The sequence below is a fragment of the Paenibacillus agricola genome (assembly GCF_011440305.1).
GTDB lineage: Bacteria > Bacillota > Bacilli > Paenibacillales > NBRC-103111 > Paenibacillus_S > Paenibacillus_S agricola.
In genome coordinates this window covers 465,241-479,948 of the sequence record NZ_JAAOIW010000002.1, presented here as the reverse complement: position 1 = coordinate 479,948, position 14,708 = coordinate 465,241, and the positions used below count along the sequence as shown (strand labels likewise).

General features: G+C 46.0%; 17 protein-coding genes and 1 riboswitch. Of the genes, 12 read left to right on the top strand and 5 right to left on the bottom strand.

Annotated elements, in window-relative coordinates; genetic code table 11:
• Positions 1 to 190 precede the first annotated feature (190 nt).
• Positions 191 to 1,651 (top strand): hypothetical protein, encoded by a 1,461-nt coding sequence (locus G9U52_RS06655; RefSeq protein ID WP_166147529.1) that lies wholly within the window; start codon positions 191 to 193, stop codon positions 1,649 to 1,651.
• A gap of 14 nt (positions 1,652 to 1,665) precedes the next feature.
• Here the strand turns inward: G9U52_RS06655 and yyaC are convergent, their stop codons facing one another.
• Positions 1,666 to 2,253, bottom strand: a complete 588-nt coding sequence (gene yyaC / locus G9U52_RS06650; protein ID WP_166147528.1) for a spore protease YyaC — start codon at positions 2,251 to 2,253, stop codon at positions 1,666 to 1,668.
• A gap of 149 nt (positions 2,254 to 2,402) precedes the next feature.
• Between yyaC and G9U52_RS06645 the strand changes: the two genes are divergently transcribed.
• The 9 genes from G9U52_RS06645 to G9U52_RS06605 all read left to right on the top strand — a co-directional run bounded on the left by G9U52_RS06645 (position 2,403) and on the right by G9U52_RS06605 (position 9,489).
• Entirely contained in the window at positions 2,403 to 3,149 is a 747-nt protein-coding gene (locus G9U52_RS06645) for a creatininase family protein (protein WP_166147527.1), read from the top strand.
• Between the two features lie 3 nt (positions 3,150 to 3,152).
• Positions 3,153 to 4,556, top strand: a complete 1,404-nt coding sequence (locus tag G9U52_RS06640; protein WP_166147526.1) for a hypothetical protein — start codon at positions 3,153 to 3,155, stop codon at positions 4,554 to 4,556.
• Positions 4,557 to 4,656: 100 nt separating this feature from the next.
• Positions 4,657 to 5,367 (top strand): iron-containing redox enzyme family protein, encoded by a 711-nt coding sequence (locus G9U52_RS06635; protein ID WP_166147525.1) that lies wholly within the window; start codon positions 4,657 to 4,659, stop codon positions 5,365 to 5,367.
• 1 nt (position 5,368) lies between these two features.
• Positions 5,369 to 6,847 (top strand): aldehyde dehydrogenase family protein, encoded by a 1,479-nt coding sequence (locus G9U52_RS06630; RefSeq protein WP_166147522.1) that lies wholly within the window; start codon positions 5,369 to 5,371, stop codon positions 6,845 to 6,847.
• A 34-nt stretch (positions 6,848 to 6,881) separates the two neighbouring features.
• Positions 6,882 to 7,355 (top strand): GlcG/HbpS family heme-binding protein, encoded by a 474-nt coding sequence (locus tag G9U52_RS06625; RefSeq protein ID WP_166147520.1) that lies wholly within the window; start codon positions 6,882 to 6,884, stop codon positions 7,353 to 7,355.
• A gap of 112 nt (positions 7,356 to 7,467) precedes the next feature.
• On the top strand, positions 7,468 to 7,752 hold the full coding sequence (locus G9U52_RS06620; protein ID WP_166147519.1) for a 2Fe-2S iron-sulfur cluster-binding protein: 285 nt from the start codon (positions 7,468 to 7,470) through the stop codon (positions 7,750 to 7,752).
• 38 nt (positions 7,753 to 7,790) lie between these two features.
• On the top strand, positions 7,791 to 8,264 hold the full coding sequence (locus G9U52_RS06615; protein ID WP_166147518.1) for a RidA family protein: 474 nt from the start codon (positions 7,791 to 7,793) through the stop codon (positions 8,262 to 8,264).
• A 42-nt stretch (positions 8,265 to 8,306) separates the two neighbouring features.
• Entirely contained in the window at positions 8,307 to 8,612 is a 306-nt protein-coding gene (locus G9U52_RS06610) for a hypothetical protein (RefSeq protein WP_166147517.1), read from the top strand.
• Between the two features lie 163 nt (positions 8,613 to 8,775).
• A complete protein-coding gene (locus tag G9U52_RS06605) occupies positions 8,776 to 9,489 on the top strand; it encodes a GntR family transcriptional regulator (protein ID WP_243767173.1) in 714 nt (237 codons plus the stop codon).
• A 210-nt stretch (positions 9,490 to 9,699) separates the two neighbouring features.
• Here the strand turns inward: G9U52_RS06605 and G9U52_RS06600 are convergent, their stop codons facing one another.
• The 4 genes from G9U52_RS06600 to G9U52_RS06585 all read right to left on the bottom strand — a co-directional run bounded on the left by G9U52_RS06600 (position 9,700) and on the right by G9U52_RS06585 (position 11,524).
• Entirely contained in the window at positions 9,700 to 10,041 is a 342-nt protein-coding gene (locus G9U52_RS06600; protein WP_166147516.1) for a 2Fe-2S iron-sulfur cluster-binding protein, read from the bottom strand.
• 156 nt (positions 10,042 to 10,197) lie between these two features.
• Positions 10,198 to 10,626, bottom strand: coding sequence for a universal stress protein (locus tag G9U52_RS06595; protein WP_166147515.1), 429 nt, complete (start codon positions 10,624 to 10,626; stop codon positions 10,198 to 10,200).
• Between the two features lie 22 nt (positions 10,627 to 10,648).
• Positions 10,649 to 11,263, bottom strand: coding sequence for a nitroreductase family protein (locus G9U52_RS06590; protein WP_166147514.1), 615 nt, complete (start codon positions 11,261 to 11,263; stop codon positions 10,649 to 10,651).
• 69 nt (positions 11,264 to 11,332) lie between these two features.
• Positions 11,333 to 11,524, bottom strand: coding sequence for a hypothetical protein (locus G9U52_RS06585; RefSeq protein ID WP_166147513.1), 192 nt, complete (start codon positions 11,522 to 11,524; stop codon positions 11,333 to 11,335).
• Between the two features lie 74 nt (positions 11,525 to 11,598).
• Positions 11,599 to 11,687: riboswitch (cyclic di-GMP riboswitch) on the bottom strand.
• A 174-nt stretch (positions 11,688 to 11,861) separates the two neighbouring features.
• Here G9U52_RS06585 and G9U52_RS06580 point away from each other — a divergent pair.
• Complete coding sequence (locus G9U52_RS06580; protein ID WP_166147511.1) at positions 11,862 to 13,490, top strand: glycoside hydrolase family 43 protein; 1,629 nt, start codon at positions 11,862 to 11,864, stop codon at positions 13,488 to 13,490.
• 188 nt (positions 13,491 to 13,678) lie between these two features.
• Positions 13,679 to 14,692, top strand: coding sequence for a DoxX family membrane protein (locus G9U52_RS06575; RefSeq protein ID WP_166147509.1), 1,014 nt, complete (start codon positions 13,679 to 13,681; stop codon positions 14,690 to 14,692).
• Positions 14,693 to 14,708: the final 16 nt, after the last annotated feature.

Below are 14,708 nucleotides of genomic sequence, written 5' to 3'. Positions count from 1 at the left end.
CTTCGTAAAGGCTTATTTATGTACCTATATGTTATATTATATAACGTATAATTCATGTGAAAAGCGAGGTTATGCAGTATTTTTTGATTAATCAGAAAATAATTGTATACCAAATGCCAAAAAGCACTATTGTATTTGAATAATATGTGCTACAATTCATTTCGAAGGCAAATAATAGATGAATTGAGGGATGTCAATGATTACAATCTCGCATGTCTTGTATGCTTTAGTAACAGTTGGTGTAATATTGGTAATGTTATTTAAACGAGGAGTAATCATTCCGACCTTAATTGGAACCTTCCTTATCGGATGGATCTACAAAGGAAGTGTGGTCAGCGGGTTCCAAGCCGTTTACAATGCAAACCTGACGGCAGCGAAGGAGCTCTTCACTATTTTCCTGATTATTACGTTTATGGTTGCCTTATTGGCATCTTTACGTGATATCGGTGCGGATAGACGAATGGTCCAACCGATTCAGAAGCTCATGGTGAACGGCCACATTGCGTTTTTTGTGCTTGCGTTCGTTACTTATGTAATCTCGTTATTTTTCTGGCCAACCCCTGCTGTGCCTTTAATTGGAGCGCTTTTGATTCCAGCGGCAATCCGTGTAGGGCTTCCAGCGATGGGAGCGGCAATGGCCATTGCTCTAGCTGGACAAGGCATGGCGTTATCCTCAGACTATGTCATGCAGGTTGCACCTATGCTAAGCGCCAAAGGCGCAGGCATCTCGACAGGAGCAGTAGCCGATAAAGCAATGATCCTATCGCTAATCACGGGTGCGGTATCGTTAAGCGGAGCGTATCTGATGCACCGCAAAGCGATTAATAAATTCGTTCACACGCCTGATATCAGTCAGCCTCAGGCTCCTACCATAAAAACGCAGATGACCGTCGAATATTTGGAGGCTGCCGCAGCGATCGAAACGGTTGATCCTACAGTGCATAAATGGTCGAAATTTTTCGCTGTGCTTGTTCCGTTGTCGATGCTGGGCGTTATTGTGGTAATGGCTGCAAGTAAGTTTGGTGGTACAAGCATGGGAGGCTTCGAGGGTGGAGATGGAGCGGCTTTCATCGGCGGAGTTGCTGTTATTCTTTTAATACTTGCCTGTACCGTGTTCTCGAAGGTCAAAGCGTTGGATAGCATCAGCGAGCATCTTATTGAAGGCTTTGTATTTGCCTTTAAAGCGATGGGGCCAGTTATTCCAATTGCGGGGTTCTTCTTTCTGGGCAATGCCGATTTTTCGAAGAGCATCCTATCACTGGGCGAAGGCGTGGCTCCACCTGCATTCCTGTATGATCTGGTCATGTCCATTCAATATGCGATTCCTTCAAATAGCTTTATAACAGCCTTTGGTATATTGGCAATTGGTATTATTGCGGGCTTGGAAGGATCAGGATTTTCCGGTTTGCCGTTGACTGGATCTTTATCGGGTGCATTGGCACCAACAGTTGGCATGGACGCTTCCGTATTAGCAGCAATTGGCCAAATGGGCTCGGTATGGTCGGGTGGAGGAACGTTAATTGCTTGGTCTTCGCTGGTTGCGGTCGCAGGCTTTGCAGGTGTATCGGCGATTGACCTCGCCAGGAAAAACTTCCTGCCTGTTATCGTTGGACTTTCTGTGTCCACGGTCATTGCCATTATGGTTTGGTAACTAGCCTTTGGTAATTAGCTGGATACATGGGACTCGGCGTGCTTTATCGATAATAGCCGAGGAATGATTTCTTGGCTGGATTTAACGATAATGCGGCTGATGACTGCTGCCATTTCATTAACAAAGGTGAGGCTGGTATGCTCAAGCACCTTATGATTCAAAGGACCATGATTGTTAATAATGCCTTTAATATGAATATGGCCTATAGAGGATAACTCTTTGCTCAAGCTGGCTCCGGGTTGTAACGGTTCATCGACTAGCTGAAGTGTACCAATTTTATAAAATTGCCCAAGGCAAGCGTCTACCGCTATGATGTAAGCCCGGCGATGCCGGTTAGCTATGTAGGCCAAGGTTCTTTGCATATTTAGCGCATGCACCGGCTTATCCAGTGTACCGTAAATATGTACATAACGGCTTCCTTCGAGCCGTTCGAACAAGCGGCTGCCGACCATGGGGCCGAGTGAATCTCCAGGATAACGGTTGGTGCCGATGCAGACAACAACGATTTCCGTATAAGCTGGCTGATGAGAAAAGTGTTTAACCAGTGCTTCAGATAAAAAAGCTGCTGATTTCTTGTCCAGATAATGAATGTGATGAAGCATAAGAATATCCCTTCTTTCGTATATTGTCGAACAAGTATCTTCTTCTAAATGATAAAGCATAATGCAAAAAATAACAAAAGATCAAAGAAGCTTTAGGAATTTTGGTATACAATGTACAATATAACATAAAATGAATGGAGGTTAAAGTCATGTCTATGGCCTACCTGCTAACACAAATGACATGGTCTGAAGTTAAACAAGCCCTCAAAACTGTCAGAATCGCTATTATACCACTTGGCGCCCATGAGCAGCACGGTCCCCATATGGTTGAAAGCTGCGATGCGGTTCTAGCTGAAGAGATGAGCAATCGACTTGCCGAACGATTATATCCAGAGGCGCTGGTTACACCTACCATTAATATGGGGGTATCGCCACACCATATGAATTTCCCGGGGACCATATCATTGGAGCCGACAACACTTATCGCGATTCTTCGCGATATGATCAAATCGCTGCAGCATCATGGGATCGAGAAATTCCTTATACTCAATGCTCATGGAGGCAATCAGGCTACACTTGGAGTTGCGATAGATATGCTGACAAGGGAGCTGAATACCGCTATTTATTATGCCAAAACTACAGCCTCAGCCAAGGATGTTATGGATAAGCGCTTAGTATCCAAGCTCTATGGCCACAGCTGTGACCGCGAGGTTTCTGAAGCCCTTTACCTGGCTCCGCAGTTAGTTCGCCCCGACCAGCTGGAAAAGGGGGACATGACAGAGGGCAAATGGAAAAGCCTGCGTCCCGGCCAAGCGCTGCAAGGCTTCTACTATTACGAGGAAATGACTCGTAATGGATGTATTGGTGATGCAACTAAAGCCACCCGGGAGATTGGCGAGGAAATTGTTGAAACGGCTCTGGAACGTTTAACCAAGGCTGTTCAAGAGATGCTCTAAGCCATGAAGTCTTTGTTGTTTGCCATAGCGATTGTAGCTTATTTAACCTCTATCTTATACCCAAGTGATCTCCTGAGATGGGTACTGTCTACAATCAGTCTGCTCATTGTTATCGTTGTCTTCAGCTCGGTTAAACGGTTTGTTCGAGGGTTAGGTGCTTTATTTTTACTAATTGGCATCGTTCTTTTTGCCCTGCATGGAGCGCCTTGGAGCAGCTATATACTTGCGTTTGGCAATATGCTGAATATTTTGAGTCTTTTCGCCCTCATCCCACTTATTGCCTTACCTATTGAGCTTGGCCGCTACGCGCTCAGGGTTCAGCGATTAATTCAAAGTAAGGTTAAGCATTCAGGATTGCTTTATGCGGTAACCTCTTTATTATCGTATATCTTGAGCTCCTTTATGAACCTGGCGACGCTACCGATGGTGTATCATACGATTCGCCCTTCACTCGAATGGTATCCGATTGAACAAAAAGAGCGGTTTATTAGCCGGGCAGTGACTCATGGCTACAGTATGCCTATTGTTTGGACACCCGTTGCACCGATAGTAGGCATTATTGTTGAGATGACGGGTGTTCGTTGGAGTGCCATCTTGCCGATTATGATCCCTTTCAGCTTGCTTGGGCTAGTGCTGGATTGGTTTATGGGCAAACGGATTGCAAACCGCAGGGAGAGGCATATTGGACAATTGGCTCTTGATGAAACAGCGGCTGCAAGGGAACAGGCAGTGCAAGCTGGCTTGACACAGCAAGGGCAGATGAATGCCCATAATCCCTTGCATATTGTTATCGCCATTCTGATATTCAATGGCTTAATACTTGTGTTGGAAACCTATACGAGCTTTAGCTTCCTGCTGCTAGTGACGTTAGCCGTACTTCCATTTGGTTATGCGTGGTCTTTGCTGTTAGGCAAAGGCAGAGCCTATATAAAGGAAGGAACAGCATTGCTGTCCAAGCATCTATTGAATATGAAGGAACAGTTTTTCGTGTTTTTGAGTGCAGGCTTCCTGATTGCGTCCATTCAAGCGACAGGGGCAGGGCATAGCATTAATATGTGGATCATGGCTATAAAAGATGTCGTGGGGGCGGATGTATTCCTTTTATTCATCCCGTTAATCCCGCTGGGCCTTGCTTTTATTGGTTTGCATCCAGCGGTCGGTCTGGCTTTGGCAGCAGAATCACTGAATCCCCAAGCTTTGGGAATATCAACGGAGCTGACAGCAATTGCAATGCTCACAGGGGCGGCAACCGCTTTTTTGATGGGGCCTTATAATGCAACAGCAGGGATGATGGCAAGCCTCACAGGTGAAAGCTCGTATAAAGTATCGAATTGGAACCTTCCGTTTACCGGCGCCTATTTGCTAATGGCGATGGCGCTTCTGATTATTTTAAAAAAAGTAGGTTGACAGATAAGCCCACTCGGGTGATAATAAACCCATAATACTTTTGGTATACAATATACCAAAATATCAAAACTATGATTTTCAAATTGAGAGGAGAATTACTATGACACAAACCGTAACGAAGTCCCGCTTAATGAACAAAGAGGAATTCCGCCTTGCTTTAGAGCAAGCCATCGAAGGTAATGCTGTTGCTAAGGCTCCTTTCACCATCAAGTGGGCGAATGGCGAGTTAAAGAAAGAGCACTTTGCCGGATGGGTTGAACAACATTATGCTTACGTAGGTCCTTTTGCCGAATATTTGGCTTATATATTTGCTAACTGCCCACATCAAGATGCGAGAGACTTTTTATTGCAAAACATGTGGGAGGAAGAGCTCGGAGGCGATCGCCACACGGATTTGTTAATCCGTTTCGGTGAAGCTTGCGGAACTACAAGGGAACGCGTTGAGTCGATGGCTCACATTCTGCCAGAAACGATTGGCTTGCAATCCTGGTGCTACCGGATGGCGTTTAAGGAAAATTTCTTATATGCTACCGCGGCGCTGGTGGTCGGATTGGAATCACAGGTTCCTGCTATATACCGTCGACAAACCCCAACACTTCGCGAAAAATATGGCTTTACCGATGAAGAAGTGGAATTCTTCGATCTTCATATCGTATCTGATGAAATTCATGGCGAGCGTGGCTACCAAATCGTGCTCGAATATGCCAAAACTGCAGAAGAGCAGCAACGCTGTATTGAAATCGTAGAAGAAGCTACAAAGATGCGCAGGATGTACATCGCTGCCCTATCCCGCGAATTTGGTTTGGTGTAACATGGTGACCGTCACAGCAGTACAAACCTTCAATAACTTAATCAATGGAGAATGGGTGGCATCCTCAAGCGGAAACACCTTCGATAGCACGAATCCCGCCCAAGTAACCGATATCGTCGGGCGGTTTCAAGCCTCGGTTGAGGCGGACGTTCTGTTAGCGATGGAGTCGGCCGAGCGCGCATTCGCAGCCTGGCGCAACACGGCTCCGAGCAAACGCGCTGAGATTTTGTACAAGGCGGCAGATTTGCTGGAGGCGGGGCTTGAGCAGTACGCCGAGGAATTGACCCGAGAAGAAGGCAAGACGCTTGCCAGTAGCCGGATGGAGGTCAAGCGTTCCGCCCAAACGTTGCGTTATTACGCTTCCGAAGGCTTGAATGTTTCTGGCAGCACGCTTCCTTCCGATGATCCAACGACCTTTGTATATACGAGAAAAGAACCTTTAGGTGTAGTTACTGTCATTACACCTTGGAACTTCCCTATCTCCATTCCCGTACGGAAGATCGCTCCTGCACTTGTAACGGGCAATACCGTAGTGTTCAAGCCCGCATCGGATACTCCGCTTATTGCTTTGCGCTTGGTTGAAGTGCTTCACCTTGCAGGGCTTCCCGCAGGTGTAATCAATTTTGTAACCGGGTCAGCGTCCCGAACGGGTACGCCCCTAGTGACCCATCCCGCAGTCAAAGCGGTAACCTTTACCGGCTCGACGGGTGCAGGCGAGACCATCAATAAAGCGGTTCGTTTATCGACTCGTGTCCAGCTGGAGCTGGGTGGCAAGAATCCGCTAGTCGTGCTGGAGGATGCGGATATTGACCTAGCGGTCGAGTTAGCGATCAAAGCGGGCTTCGAATTGACCGGCCAGGCATGCACAGGCACCTCTAGGGTTATTGTGATGGATGAAGTACATGACCTATTTGTTCAACAATTAATAGCTAAAACTGAGGCACTCACTATAGGCAACGGGTTATATAAAGGCATCGAGATTGGTCCTTTGGCTAACCAAAGCCAATTAAGCAATGTATTGGATTATGTCGCGATTGGCCAAGCGGAAGGAGCTACTCTAGCATTCGGAGGCGAGCATCTGGCCGATGGCGAGTATGCGAATGGATACTTTGTAAGGCCGGCGATCTTCACGAATGTCACACCTAAAATGAGAATTGCCCAGGAGGAAATATTCGGACCGGTCATTTCCATTATTCGTGTCAGCTCCTTCAAAGAGGCAATCGAGATTGCCAATGATATTGAATATGGGTTATCGGCGGCAATTTGTACATCTGATCCGAATCGTGCCCAATATTTTATTCAGCATATTCAAGCCGGAATCGTAAAAGTAAACCGTCCAACGACAGGTGTTGCCTATAATGCACCGTTCGGTGGGGTCAAGATGTCCAGTACAGCTACCTACCGTGAGTCAGGCCGTACAGCCGTCGATTTTTACACACAGGAAAAAACAGTCTATCACGGCGTTCAAAGCATCGAATAAGGCTAGAGGCGATGTAACGATAGGGAGGTCTCAGATGAAATCAGTATTGAAGCTGGAATTGGAAGAAGCGAAAGTCATGATAGAAGCGGCGAAGCAGGCAGCGGTAGAAGCAAAAGCGCTCGAAGCCATCTGTATCGTTGATGACGGTGGCTATGTGATTGCGCTGGAGCGGATGAATGGCGGACGCATTACCGGTCCTGAAATTGCTATAGCCAAAGCGTTTACGGCCAGCGGCCACAAACGTTCGACCCATTTGTTCAACCAGCCTGGCGGTCCGGCGTCAACAACGGGGGAGGCCTTCGGCATACATGCCATGCTTCCCGGCAAGTTTGCTATATTCGTAGGCGGCTTCCCAATAGTTGTCAATGGCGAGGTTATCGGCGGAATTGGGGTTAGTGGTGGCAATGGCGAGCAAGACACCGCGGTTGGTGTGGCTGCGCTTAAAGCCTTGCAGGTTTACCTAGGCACCGAATATGAGGTTATTACCGTAGCTGACATTAAGAAGTAAGCTGTAATTATGAAACAATCGTCTTCGTATGGAATAGCGATGAAGCGTGATAAGCGGCCATCGCTATGGACTTGGAATCAGGGTGGATCCCGCTGCAGATGGAGGTGTACCAATGCCCATTGTGAAATTGCATCATAACGGTGAGCTCTACCAGCAGGAAATAGCTGTGAACAGTAATCTAGTTGTTCTAGCAGGAATCAAAAAATTTCCCTATCTCAAATACGGCTGCGGAATGGGCAAGTGCACCAAATGTACCGTTAAAGTTTTATCCGGTGGAGGAGGGCTTGCTGAGCCCAACTGGAAGGAAAAGAAAATACTGAATGACAAGCTGGATGAAGGCTTCCGCCTTTGCTGCCAATTGTATATCCAGGAGGATATTGAGCTTCGCCAGGAATGATGAAGCCATTTTCTCAAAGAGATTGGAGGGATTGAAACTTGCCGCAGAATAAAGGACAAGCTGAAGCCAGGCTTGCTGAATTAAATATTCAATTAGAGCTTCCACCTAAACCAAGTGGTAATTACGTTCCCTTTACGATGGTTTCTCCGCTTATCTACTTAAGCGGAGTCACACCTAAGGAAAAGGGTGTACTGAAATATAAAGGCAAGATCGGCTCGGAGCTAACCAAAGAAGAAGGATATCAAGCAGCGCGCCAGTGTATCATCAATCAACTGAGTACACTACGTTCAGCGTTGGGTAACTTGGATCATGTCGTCAGCATTGTAAAGCTTGAGGGTTTTATTAACGCGGCCCCCGATTTCTACGAGCTTCCTTATGTGTTGAACGGAGCTTCTGACTTATTGGTCGAGGTGTTTGGTGAAGCAGGTGTGCATGCGCGGTCTGCAATAGGTGTCGCTTCATTGCCGGGCGGTGCAGCCGTCGAGATAGAGCTGATCGTTCGTTATGAATGACAATAATGCGACGAGCTAATTTCATAGGTGGAGGTAATGACAATGAGTGAATATATATTGGTATCTACTACAGAACGCTACCGGACTGTAACCGACAACCCTGATTTGGAGAAGATCGCCGATTATGAATACTATTTTTTCGGAAAGAAAAAAACGACCTTCTCCATATGCCGAATTAAAAGTCTTGAGACCAGAATTCTGATCCAAGGTGTATCTGAGGTATTTACGGATAATAGTATTCCCATTAAGGTATTTCCTAAATTTGAGACGACTGCCGAGATCGAGAAGGAAATTTATGAGCTGGATTTGGATGAGGAAAGTAAAATTGTAAAGGTTCAATTCCAATGATTAAGGAAATGGAAAGCAATCTAGGTATGGGCGTTTTACAGTCCTGACCTGGATTGCTTTTTTACTGTGCCTGCTTTGCAAGTGGGCTCAAATAAATGGAATGTTGGAAATAAATCTGCAAATCGATTAAACTTAAGGAAAACATCAGTCGGAGGTATACCAGATGCCAGACATACCAGGCACACCACAGGCACTAGACACCCAGGAAATGCCCGTCAAATGGAAAGATGAAGAATTAAGCCCTATTCGCGACAAGGTTTATCAATACGTCAAGCAAGCGATTGTCCAAGGAATGTATAAATCAGGGGAGCGAATTATTGAACGGGAGCTGGCGGATCAACTAAACGTAAGCCGCACACCGATTCGTGAAGCCTTGTTCCGGCTGGAATCCCAAGGCTTTGTCAAAACCTTGCCGCGCAAAGGTGTTGTCGTCTCCAAGCTCTCGCCTGAGGAGATTATCGAAATATTCACGATTCTTGCTGCATTGGAAAGCCTGGCGATGAAGCTTGCGGCACAAAAGGCGGAGCCCTCCCATCGCGAGGAGTTAAAAAGGATCGTCGAAGAAATTGATCAAGCACTCACCAAATCCAATTTTGACCAAGTTGATTATAGATTCCATTTCAAAATCAATGATGTGATATGCCGTGCGGCGCAAAGCCCTAGACTAGCACAAATGCTAGATGGGTTGTCGGATTATATCCGGGCATTCGTGCAGTTAGGCTACGAGCTGCCGGGACGGTTACGTAAAGCGATGGATGAGCATAGGGATTTGGCAAAGGCAGTGTATAGCGGTGAAGGAGAGCTTGCTGAGAGCTTGACCAAGATTCATTTGGAAAACTCGAAGAAGGCATATATGGAAGCGTTGGAAAGAGAGTAGCTAGGGCTGGCATCGTACAACAGCGAGCGTTAAAATAAGCATTCCAATAAACTTCAGTTGCAATAGAAGGTACGGTATAGTAAGAAACAGGGGCTGTCCCATCCGTAGGGTAAAAGCTACAGATGGGGCAGCCCCTGTTTAGGGTTGAGGGATTACTAATTTTCGGGGATGGATGCTGATTTGTGTTTGCTCCCGAAAGTGCTCCCATGTTTAATTATTAGCGGCATTAATCCGTCTTTGGGCGATTTTGTTCAAACGCTCCATGTCTTCTTCATCCCATGCGACCGTTATATCACCGCTGGTTATAAAGGTTTGGCATGCTAACCGGAAGCCTTGATTGATTTTCTCATTGCCCAGCCTGTCGACTTCTTTTTTCATGATCTTGCTGAGGTTCTCATGACCATCCACAATTCGTACGCGGCAGGTTCCGCATATTCCACCACCACATTTATAGGGAACGGAGCCCTCGTATCGGATGGAGGTTCTTAGCAGATTGGCGTCTTGTGCGACCTCGATCGTCTTGCCTGACGTTTGAAAAATAATAGATGGCATAAAATGTCCCTCCTTTAAATGATACCATTAGTATATCACATAAATTTGGTTTATGGTATACCAAAATAATTAATAGGGATACAGAATAGTTCTCCAAGCTGCATATAAAAAAGCATCCCGAAGGATGCTTTCCTAACACAAACATACAAACTGCTTTTACTTAACCACGAGCACTGGAACCTCGGCGTGCTGCACCACATAATGGCTTACACTGCCCAAGAACAATTCTTTGAAGTCAGACAAACCTCTACTCCCAATTACGATAAGGTCCGCACCCTCTGCTTTTGCATAGCTGACCATCACATCGGATGGGCTGCCTTGCAGCAAGGTAGTTTTCGCGTTGGGCAGGTGGGCAATTTCTGCATCGACATGCTCAAGCATTGCCTGGGATTCATCAAGATAACCGGCTTCGAAATGAGCGGTCGTAGGAATAACGGATTCACCAATGACGATAACCGGATTGTGGAGAACGTAAACCACCTCAAGCTTTGCAGGGCTGTCGGTTACTAGCGCTATCGCTTTATGTAAAGCTTTCTTGGATAATTCTGAGCCATCGTAGGCAACAAGAATATGCTGGAAAGACATGTCCACCCCTCCTTTAATGAGTTTAAGCGTTCACTTTTCCTTCGTAAATCACTTCGCCTAATGGACGGCGCGTATTAGGGACTTCACGTTCCTGTAGTCCGGCAGACAAGGTCTCTTTGCCACCTTGGTAACCAAGCGCCACTACGCAATGAAGCTCAAACTGCTCAGGAATATTTAATAGTCTTCTTGCTTCTGCTTTGTCAAATCCACCGATGGCGTGGGTAGCCAATCCGAGGATTTTTGCTTGCAGAGCCAGATAACCCCAAGCTGCCCCGCTATCAAAGCTATGGGGTGCGTTAGGATCGCCATTCTCTCTCAGTTTATCAGAAGCAACTAAGATAAGTACAGGGGCTGAGGACGCCCACATGCGGTTAAATTCACTCAAAAGCCCGCGGAATATGGCAAGCTGCTCATCGGTTTTGGCAAAAATAAAACGCCAAGGCTGGTCGTTGTATGACGAAGGCGCCCAATGGGCGGCTTCAAGAATCGTATGTAGATCATCATCGGAAACCTTCTGGTCGGAAAAGGATCTAGGTGACCAGCGATTTAAGAATAGGGGATGGACAGGGAATTCCGGTTTGCGGAAAATCTCAACCTCCGCAGTGAGTTGCTGAAGGGCAGAAATCGTTTCACTCATAAATAAATACCACCTTATCTATCGGAATTTGATCATTTAAATATAACATGCAGCTTTGAGGTTGGCAATTTAATGGACAATAGTATCCGCTATCAGATACATCAAGATGGTTTCTAACGATTGTTGGAGTTCAACGACTTCTTCGAACTCCATGTTGTTCAATGCCTGTAATAGAGCTTTTGAGTCATCATAGTCTAGATACTCAGCAAGATTTTCGATCATCACAGGTAATTTTTCATGGTTGTGGTTTAATACTATCATATTATCACCTCTTATTAGTTTAGAAGACAAAAAAACTGCAGCACTGTTACAGTTAATGTGGGTGAAAAAGACCCTTTGACAGCTTGGCAATCATTGTTCGTAATGAACCTTTAGACCCATAGCTTTGCGTCCTTATTTTTCAATAAGTTTGCCATTATCAGTAATTTTTTATATTAAAAGTATGCGTTAAGGGTACCAGTAATACTTAATACAGTCAACACATAGTTATAAGGAACTATAATAGGTGTATTAATAGGAATATATAACTATTAATTAGAAGCTGAATCTAAAGTAGTTTATACTGAATATTAAAAGCTGCACATTAAAGGAGGCTTATATGATGCTCATGCACGATAATGTATGGACCGCCGATTTGGGCGACGGTACTTTTCAAAACCCAATCCTATACGCCGATTATTCGGATCTTGACGTGATTCGCGTGGGGAGCGACTTCTTTATGGTTGCCTCCAGCTTTGCCCATACACCAGGCTTGCCGATCCTGCATTCCAAAGATTTGGTGAACTGGACAATTGTTAATCATGTCATCACTCACGTGGATTTGCCCGGCTATGGCATTCCACAGCATGGCAAAGGAATTTGGGCACCGAGTATACGTTTTCACGATAATAAATTTTGGATATTTGTTAGTACACCAGATGAGGGCATTTTTATGAGTACGGCAGATGACCCCTTCGGCAATTGGACGCCCTTACATATGATTAAAGAGGTCAAAGGCTGGATCGATCCCTGCCCATTCTGGAATGAGGACGGCACCGCTTATCTGGTACACGCCTTTGCCCATAGCCGCGCGGGGATCAAGAGCAAGCTCAATTTATGTCGGATGTCACCTGATGGCAAGCAATTGCTGGATGAGGGGGTCATTGTTTTTGACGGGACGGAGCACCATCCAACGATGGAGGGCCCTAAGATGTACAAACGTAATGGATTTTACTATATTTTTGCGCCAGCGGGTGGGGTGGCTACAGGCTGGCAAACCATCCTCAGGTCGAGGAATGTCGAGGGGCCCTATGAGGATAAAATCGTGCTGCACCAAGGAGGCACTGCCGTCAATGGACCGCATCAAGGTGCATGGGTGGAGCTGGAGTCAGGCGAATCCTGGTTCCTTCATTTTCAGGATCGGAATGCGTATGGACGGATTGTCCATCTCCAGCCTATGGAGTGGGTGAGCGATTGGCCTATAATGGGGATGGATAGCAATGGGGATGGGATCGGCGAGCCGGTTCTACATTACAAAAAGCCTGACGTAGGCGCGGAATATCCAGTGGAGGTGCCCCAAACCTCCGATGATTTCAACGGGCAGGAACTTGGGCGCCAATGGCAATGGCAGGCCAATCCACGGCCCGATTGGTACTCGCTGACGGATAGTCCAGGCAGCTTAAGGCTGTTTTGCAAGCCGCTTAAGCCGCAGCTTACCCAAGGCTACTCAAGCACTCAAGGCTACCCAAGCGCCCAAGGCGCAGCTAGCTTGTATGAGGCTCCGCAGCTATTGCTGCAGAAATTCCCAGCACCGGAATTCACGGCTACGGCGAAGCTGCATTACCAGCCGAGCCACGAAGCCGACCTTGCGGGGCTTATGATTTTTGGGTTTAGCTATCGCTATCTGGCGCTGCGTCGCTCAGGAGAGGGCTCGTCCGAGCTCGTGCTTATGCAGGGAGAAACGAAGGCGGGAGTCACCAACGAGTCCGAAGAGACCGTGGTCGAGTATACGCATGAGGCTACATATGTAAGAGTAGCTGTAGCGAACAATGCTATATGCAGGTTTAGCTACAGTGTGGATGGCGAGCTTTTTACGGCTATAGGCCAACCGTTTCAAGCTACAGTGGGGCGTTGGGTAGGAGCCAAGGTTGGTATATTTGCGGTTAATAGTGCGGTCAATAAGGAAATAGATGAAAATTTACAGAGCGCCGGATACGCAGACTTTGAATGGTTTAGCATCACAAAATAGAATGCTGCAGCAATGGTTAGCCATAGTCTGTACCCAGCTTATTAAAGCTGGATACAGTTTAGTAGTAATTCCTTAATTTTCCTGCATATAATCTGATAAAGCTTTAGATTATTTGCCAATAATCTGGTATGTTATATACAGTTGGAAAAACGACGCTTGTTCTTACTTGGGATGAAGGGGAAGTGGGTATGAGAAAACACTCGGTGACTTTCCTGCTAAGCTTTACTATATGCTTTGTGCTGTCTATGACTATGCCTTTAGCGGCGCAAGCTCATGTCAAATGGTTTACGGATTTGCAGCCAGTTAAAGAGGCGATGACTCAAATTATTTCACCCCTTTTTATGGCGTTGGCTCTGCTTATAGCGGTGCTGCTTGCTGTCTTGACGCAGCTATTGCCAACTCTTAATAACTTGAAGTTTATGCAAAAGGTCGACCGTCAGCTGGACAAGCTGCGTGTTTATTCGATTCTTTTATTAAAATATGGCCTCGCTGTTGCCTTGCTGATCCAGGTCTTATCAGGCTCGCTTTTCGTACCTGAATTTGAGCTCCTCACACAGCAACAAAGCATCCTTCTGTGGATCTCTATCGTTCTGCTGTTGGTGCCGCACCATTATGCCACTAAAGCAGGGGCTTTAGTTATTCTTTATTTATTCTTGGACCTGACCCTCGAAGCCGGCTGGTTTCATATGCTGGATTATGGTTTTTATGTGGCGATTATTGTTGCTCTTCTTTTAGAGAAAACAAAGCTGAGCGCTTGGGGATTCCCCTTTCTGTATCTCGGAACCGGCTTATCCTTGTGCTGGGTAGCGGTGGAGAAGTGGGTATTCCCTTTGATGGCAGTTGATATTATTCAGCATCATGGTGTGCCAACTTTTGGATTCTCGCCCGAGGCCTTTGTTACGATGGCCGCATTTATAGAATTTGTAGTCGGTTATTTGTTAGTGGTAGGTATTCTCAACCGTATTTTATCGCTGGTTTTGACGGGGATTTTCGTGTCAACAACGATGCTGTTCGGTATGACAGAGCTGGTTGGCCATTTTATGATTCATATGATATTGGTTATTTTTATTATAGAAGGGGTCAGCTTTTATAAGCCGCCTATTGACATGCATAAGACCAAGCTCGACCAAATGGTATTTGTTTCATTGAACTTTATATTTGTGCTCTCTACTTTCTTATTGATCTATTACCGTTTTGCCTAAAATTAAAGAATCGTGG

Excerpts from the sequence above, each read along its gene's own strand:
- G9U52_RS06655 (WP_166147529.1), top strand. The coding sequence starts at position 191 with ATGTCAATGATTACAATCTCGCATGTCTTGTATGCTTTAGTAACAGTT.
- yyaC (WP_166147528.1), bottom strand. The coding sequence starts at position 2,253 with ATGCTTCATCACATTCATTATCTGGACAAGAAATCAGCAGCTTTTTTA.
- G9U52_RS06645 (WP_166147527.1), top strand. The coding sequence starts at position 2,403 with ATGTCTATGGCCTACCTGCTAACACAAATGACATGGTCTGAAGTTAAA.
- G9U52_RS06640 (WP_166147526.1), top strand. The coding sequence starts at position 3,153 with ATGAAGTCTTTGTTGTTTGCCATAGCGATTGTAGCTTATTTAACCTCT.
- G9U52_RS06635 (WP_166147525.1), top strand. The coding sequence starts at position 4,657 with ATGACACAAACCGTAACGAAGTCCCGCTTAATGAACAAAGAGGAATTC.
- G9U52_RS06630 (WP_166147522.1), top strand. The coding sequence starts at position 5,369 with ATGGTGACCGTCACAGCAGTACAAACCTTCAATAACTTAATCAATGGA.
- G9U52_RS06625 (WP_166147520.1), top strand. The coding sequence starts at position 6,882 with ATGAAATCAGTATTGAAGCTGGAATTGGAAGAAGCGAAAGTCATGATA.
- G9U52_RS06620 (WP_166147519.1), top strand. The coding sequence starts at position 7,468 with ATGCCCATTGTGAAATTGCATCATAACGGTGAGCTCTACCAGCAGGAA.
- G9U52_RS06610 (WP_166147517.1), top strand. The coding sequence starts at position 8,307 with ATGAGTGAATATATATTGGTATCTACTACAGAACGCTACCGGACTGTA.
- G9U52_RS06605 (WP_243767173.1), top strand. The coding sequence starts at position 8,776 with ATGCCAGACATACCAGGCACACCACAGGCACTAGACACCCAGGAAATG.
- G9U52_RS06600 (WP_166147516.1), bottom strand. The coding sequence starts at position 10,041 with ATGCCATCTATTATTTTTCAAACGTCAGGCAAGACGATCGAGGTCGCA.
- G9U52_RS06595 (WP_166147515.1), bottom strand. The coding sequence starts at position 10,626 with ATGTCTTTCCAGCATATTCTTGTTGCCTACGATGGCTCAGAATTATCC.
- G9U52_RS06590 (WP_166147514.1), bottom strand. The coding sequence starts at position 11,263 with ATGAGTGAAACGATTTCTGCCCTTCAGCAACTCACTGCGGAGGTTGAG.
- G9U52_RS06585 (WP_166147513.1), bottom strand. The coding sequence starts at position 11,524 with ATGATAGTATTAAACCACAACCATGAAAAATTACCTGTGATGATCGAA.
- G9U52_RS06580 (WP_166147511.1), top strand. The coding sequence starts at position 11,862 with ATGATGCTCATGCACGATAATGTATGGACCGCCGATTTGGGCGACGGT.
- G9U52_RS06575 (WP_166147509.1), top strand. The coding sequence starts at position 13,679 with ATGAGAAAACACTCGGTGACTTTCCTGCTAAGCTTTACTATATGCTTT.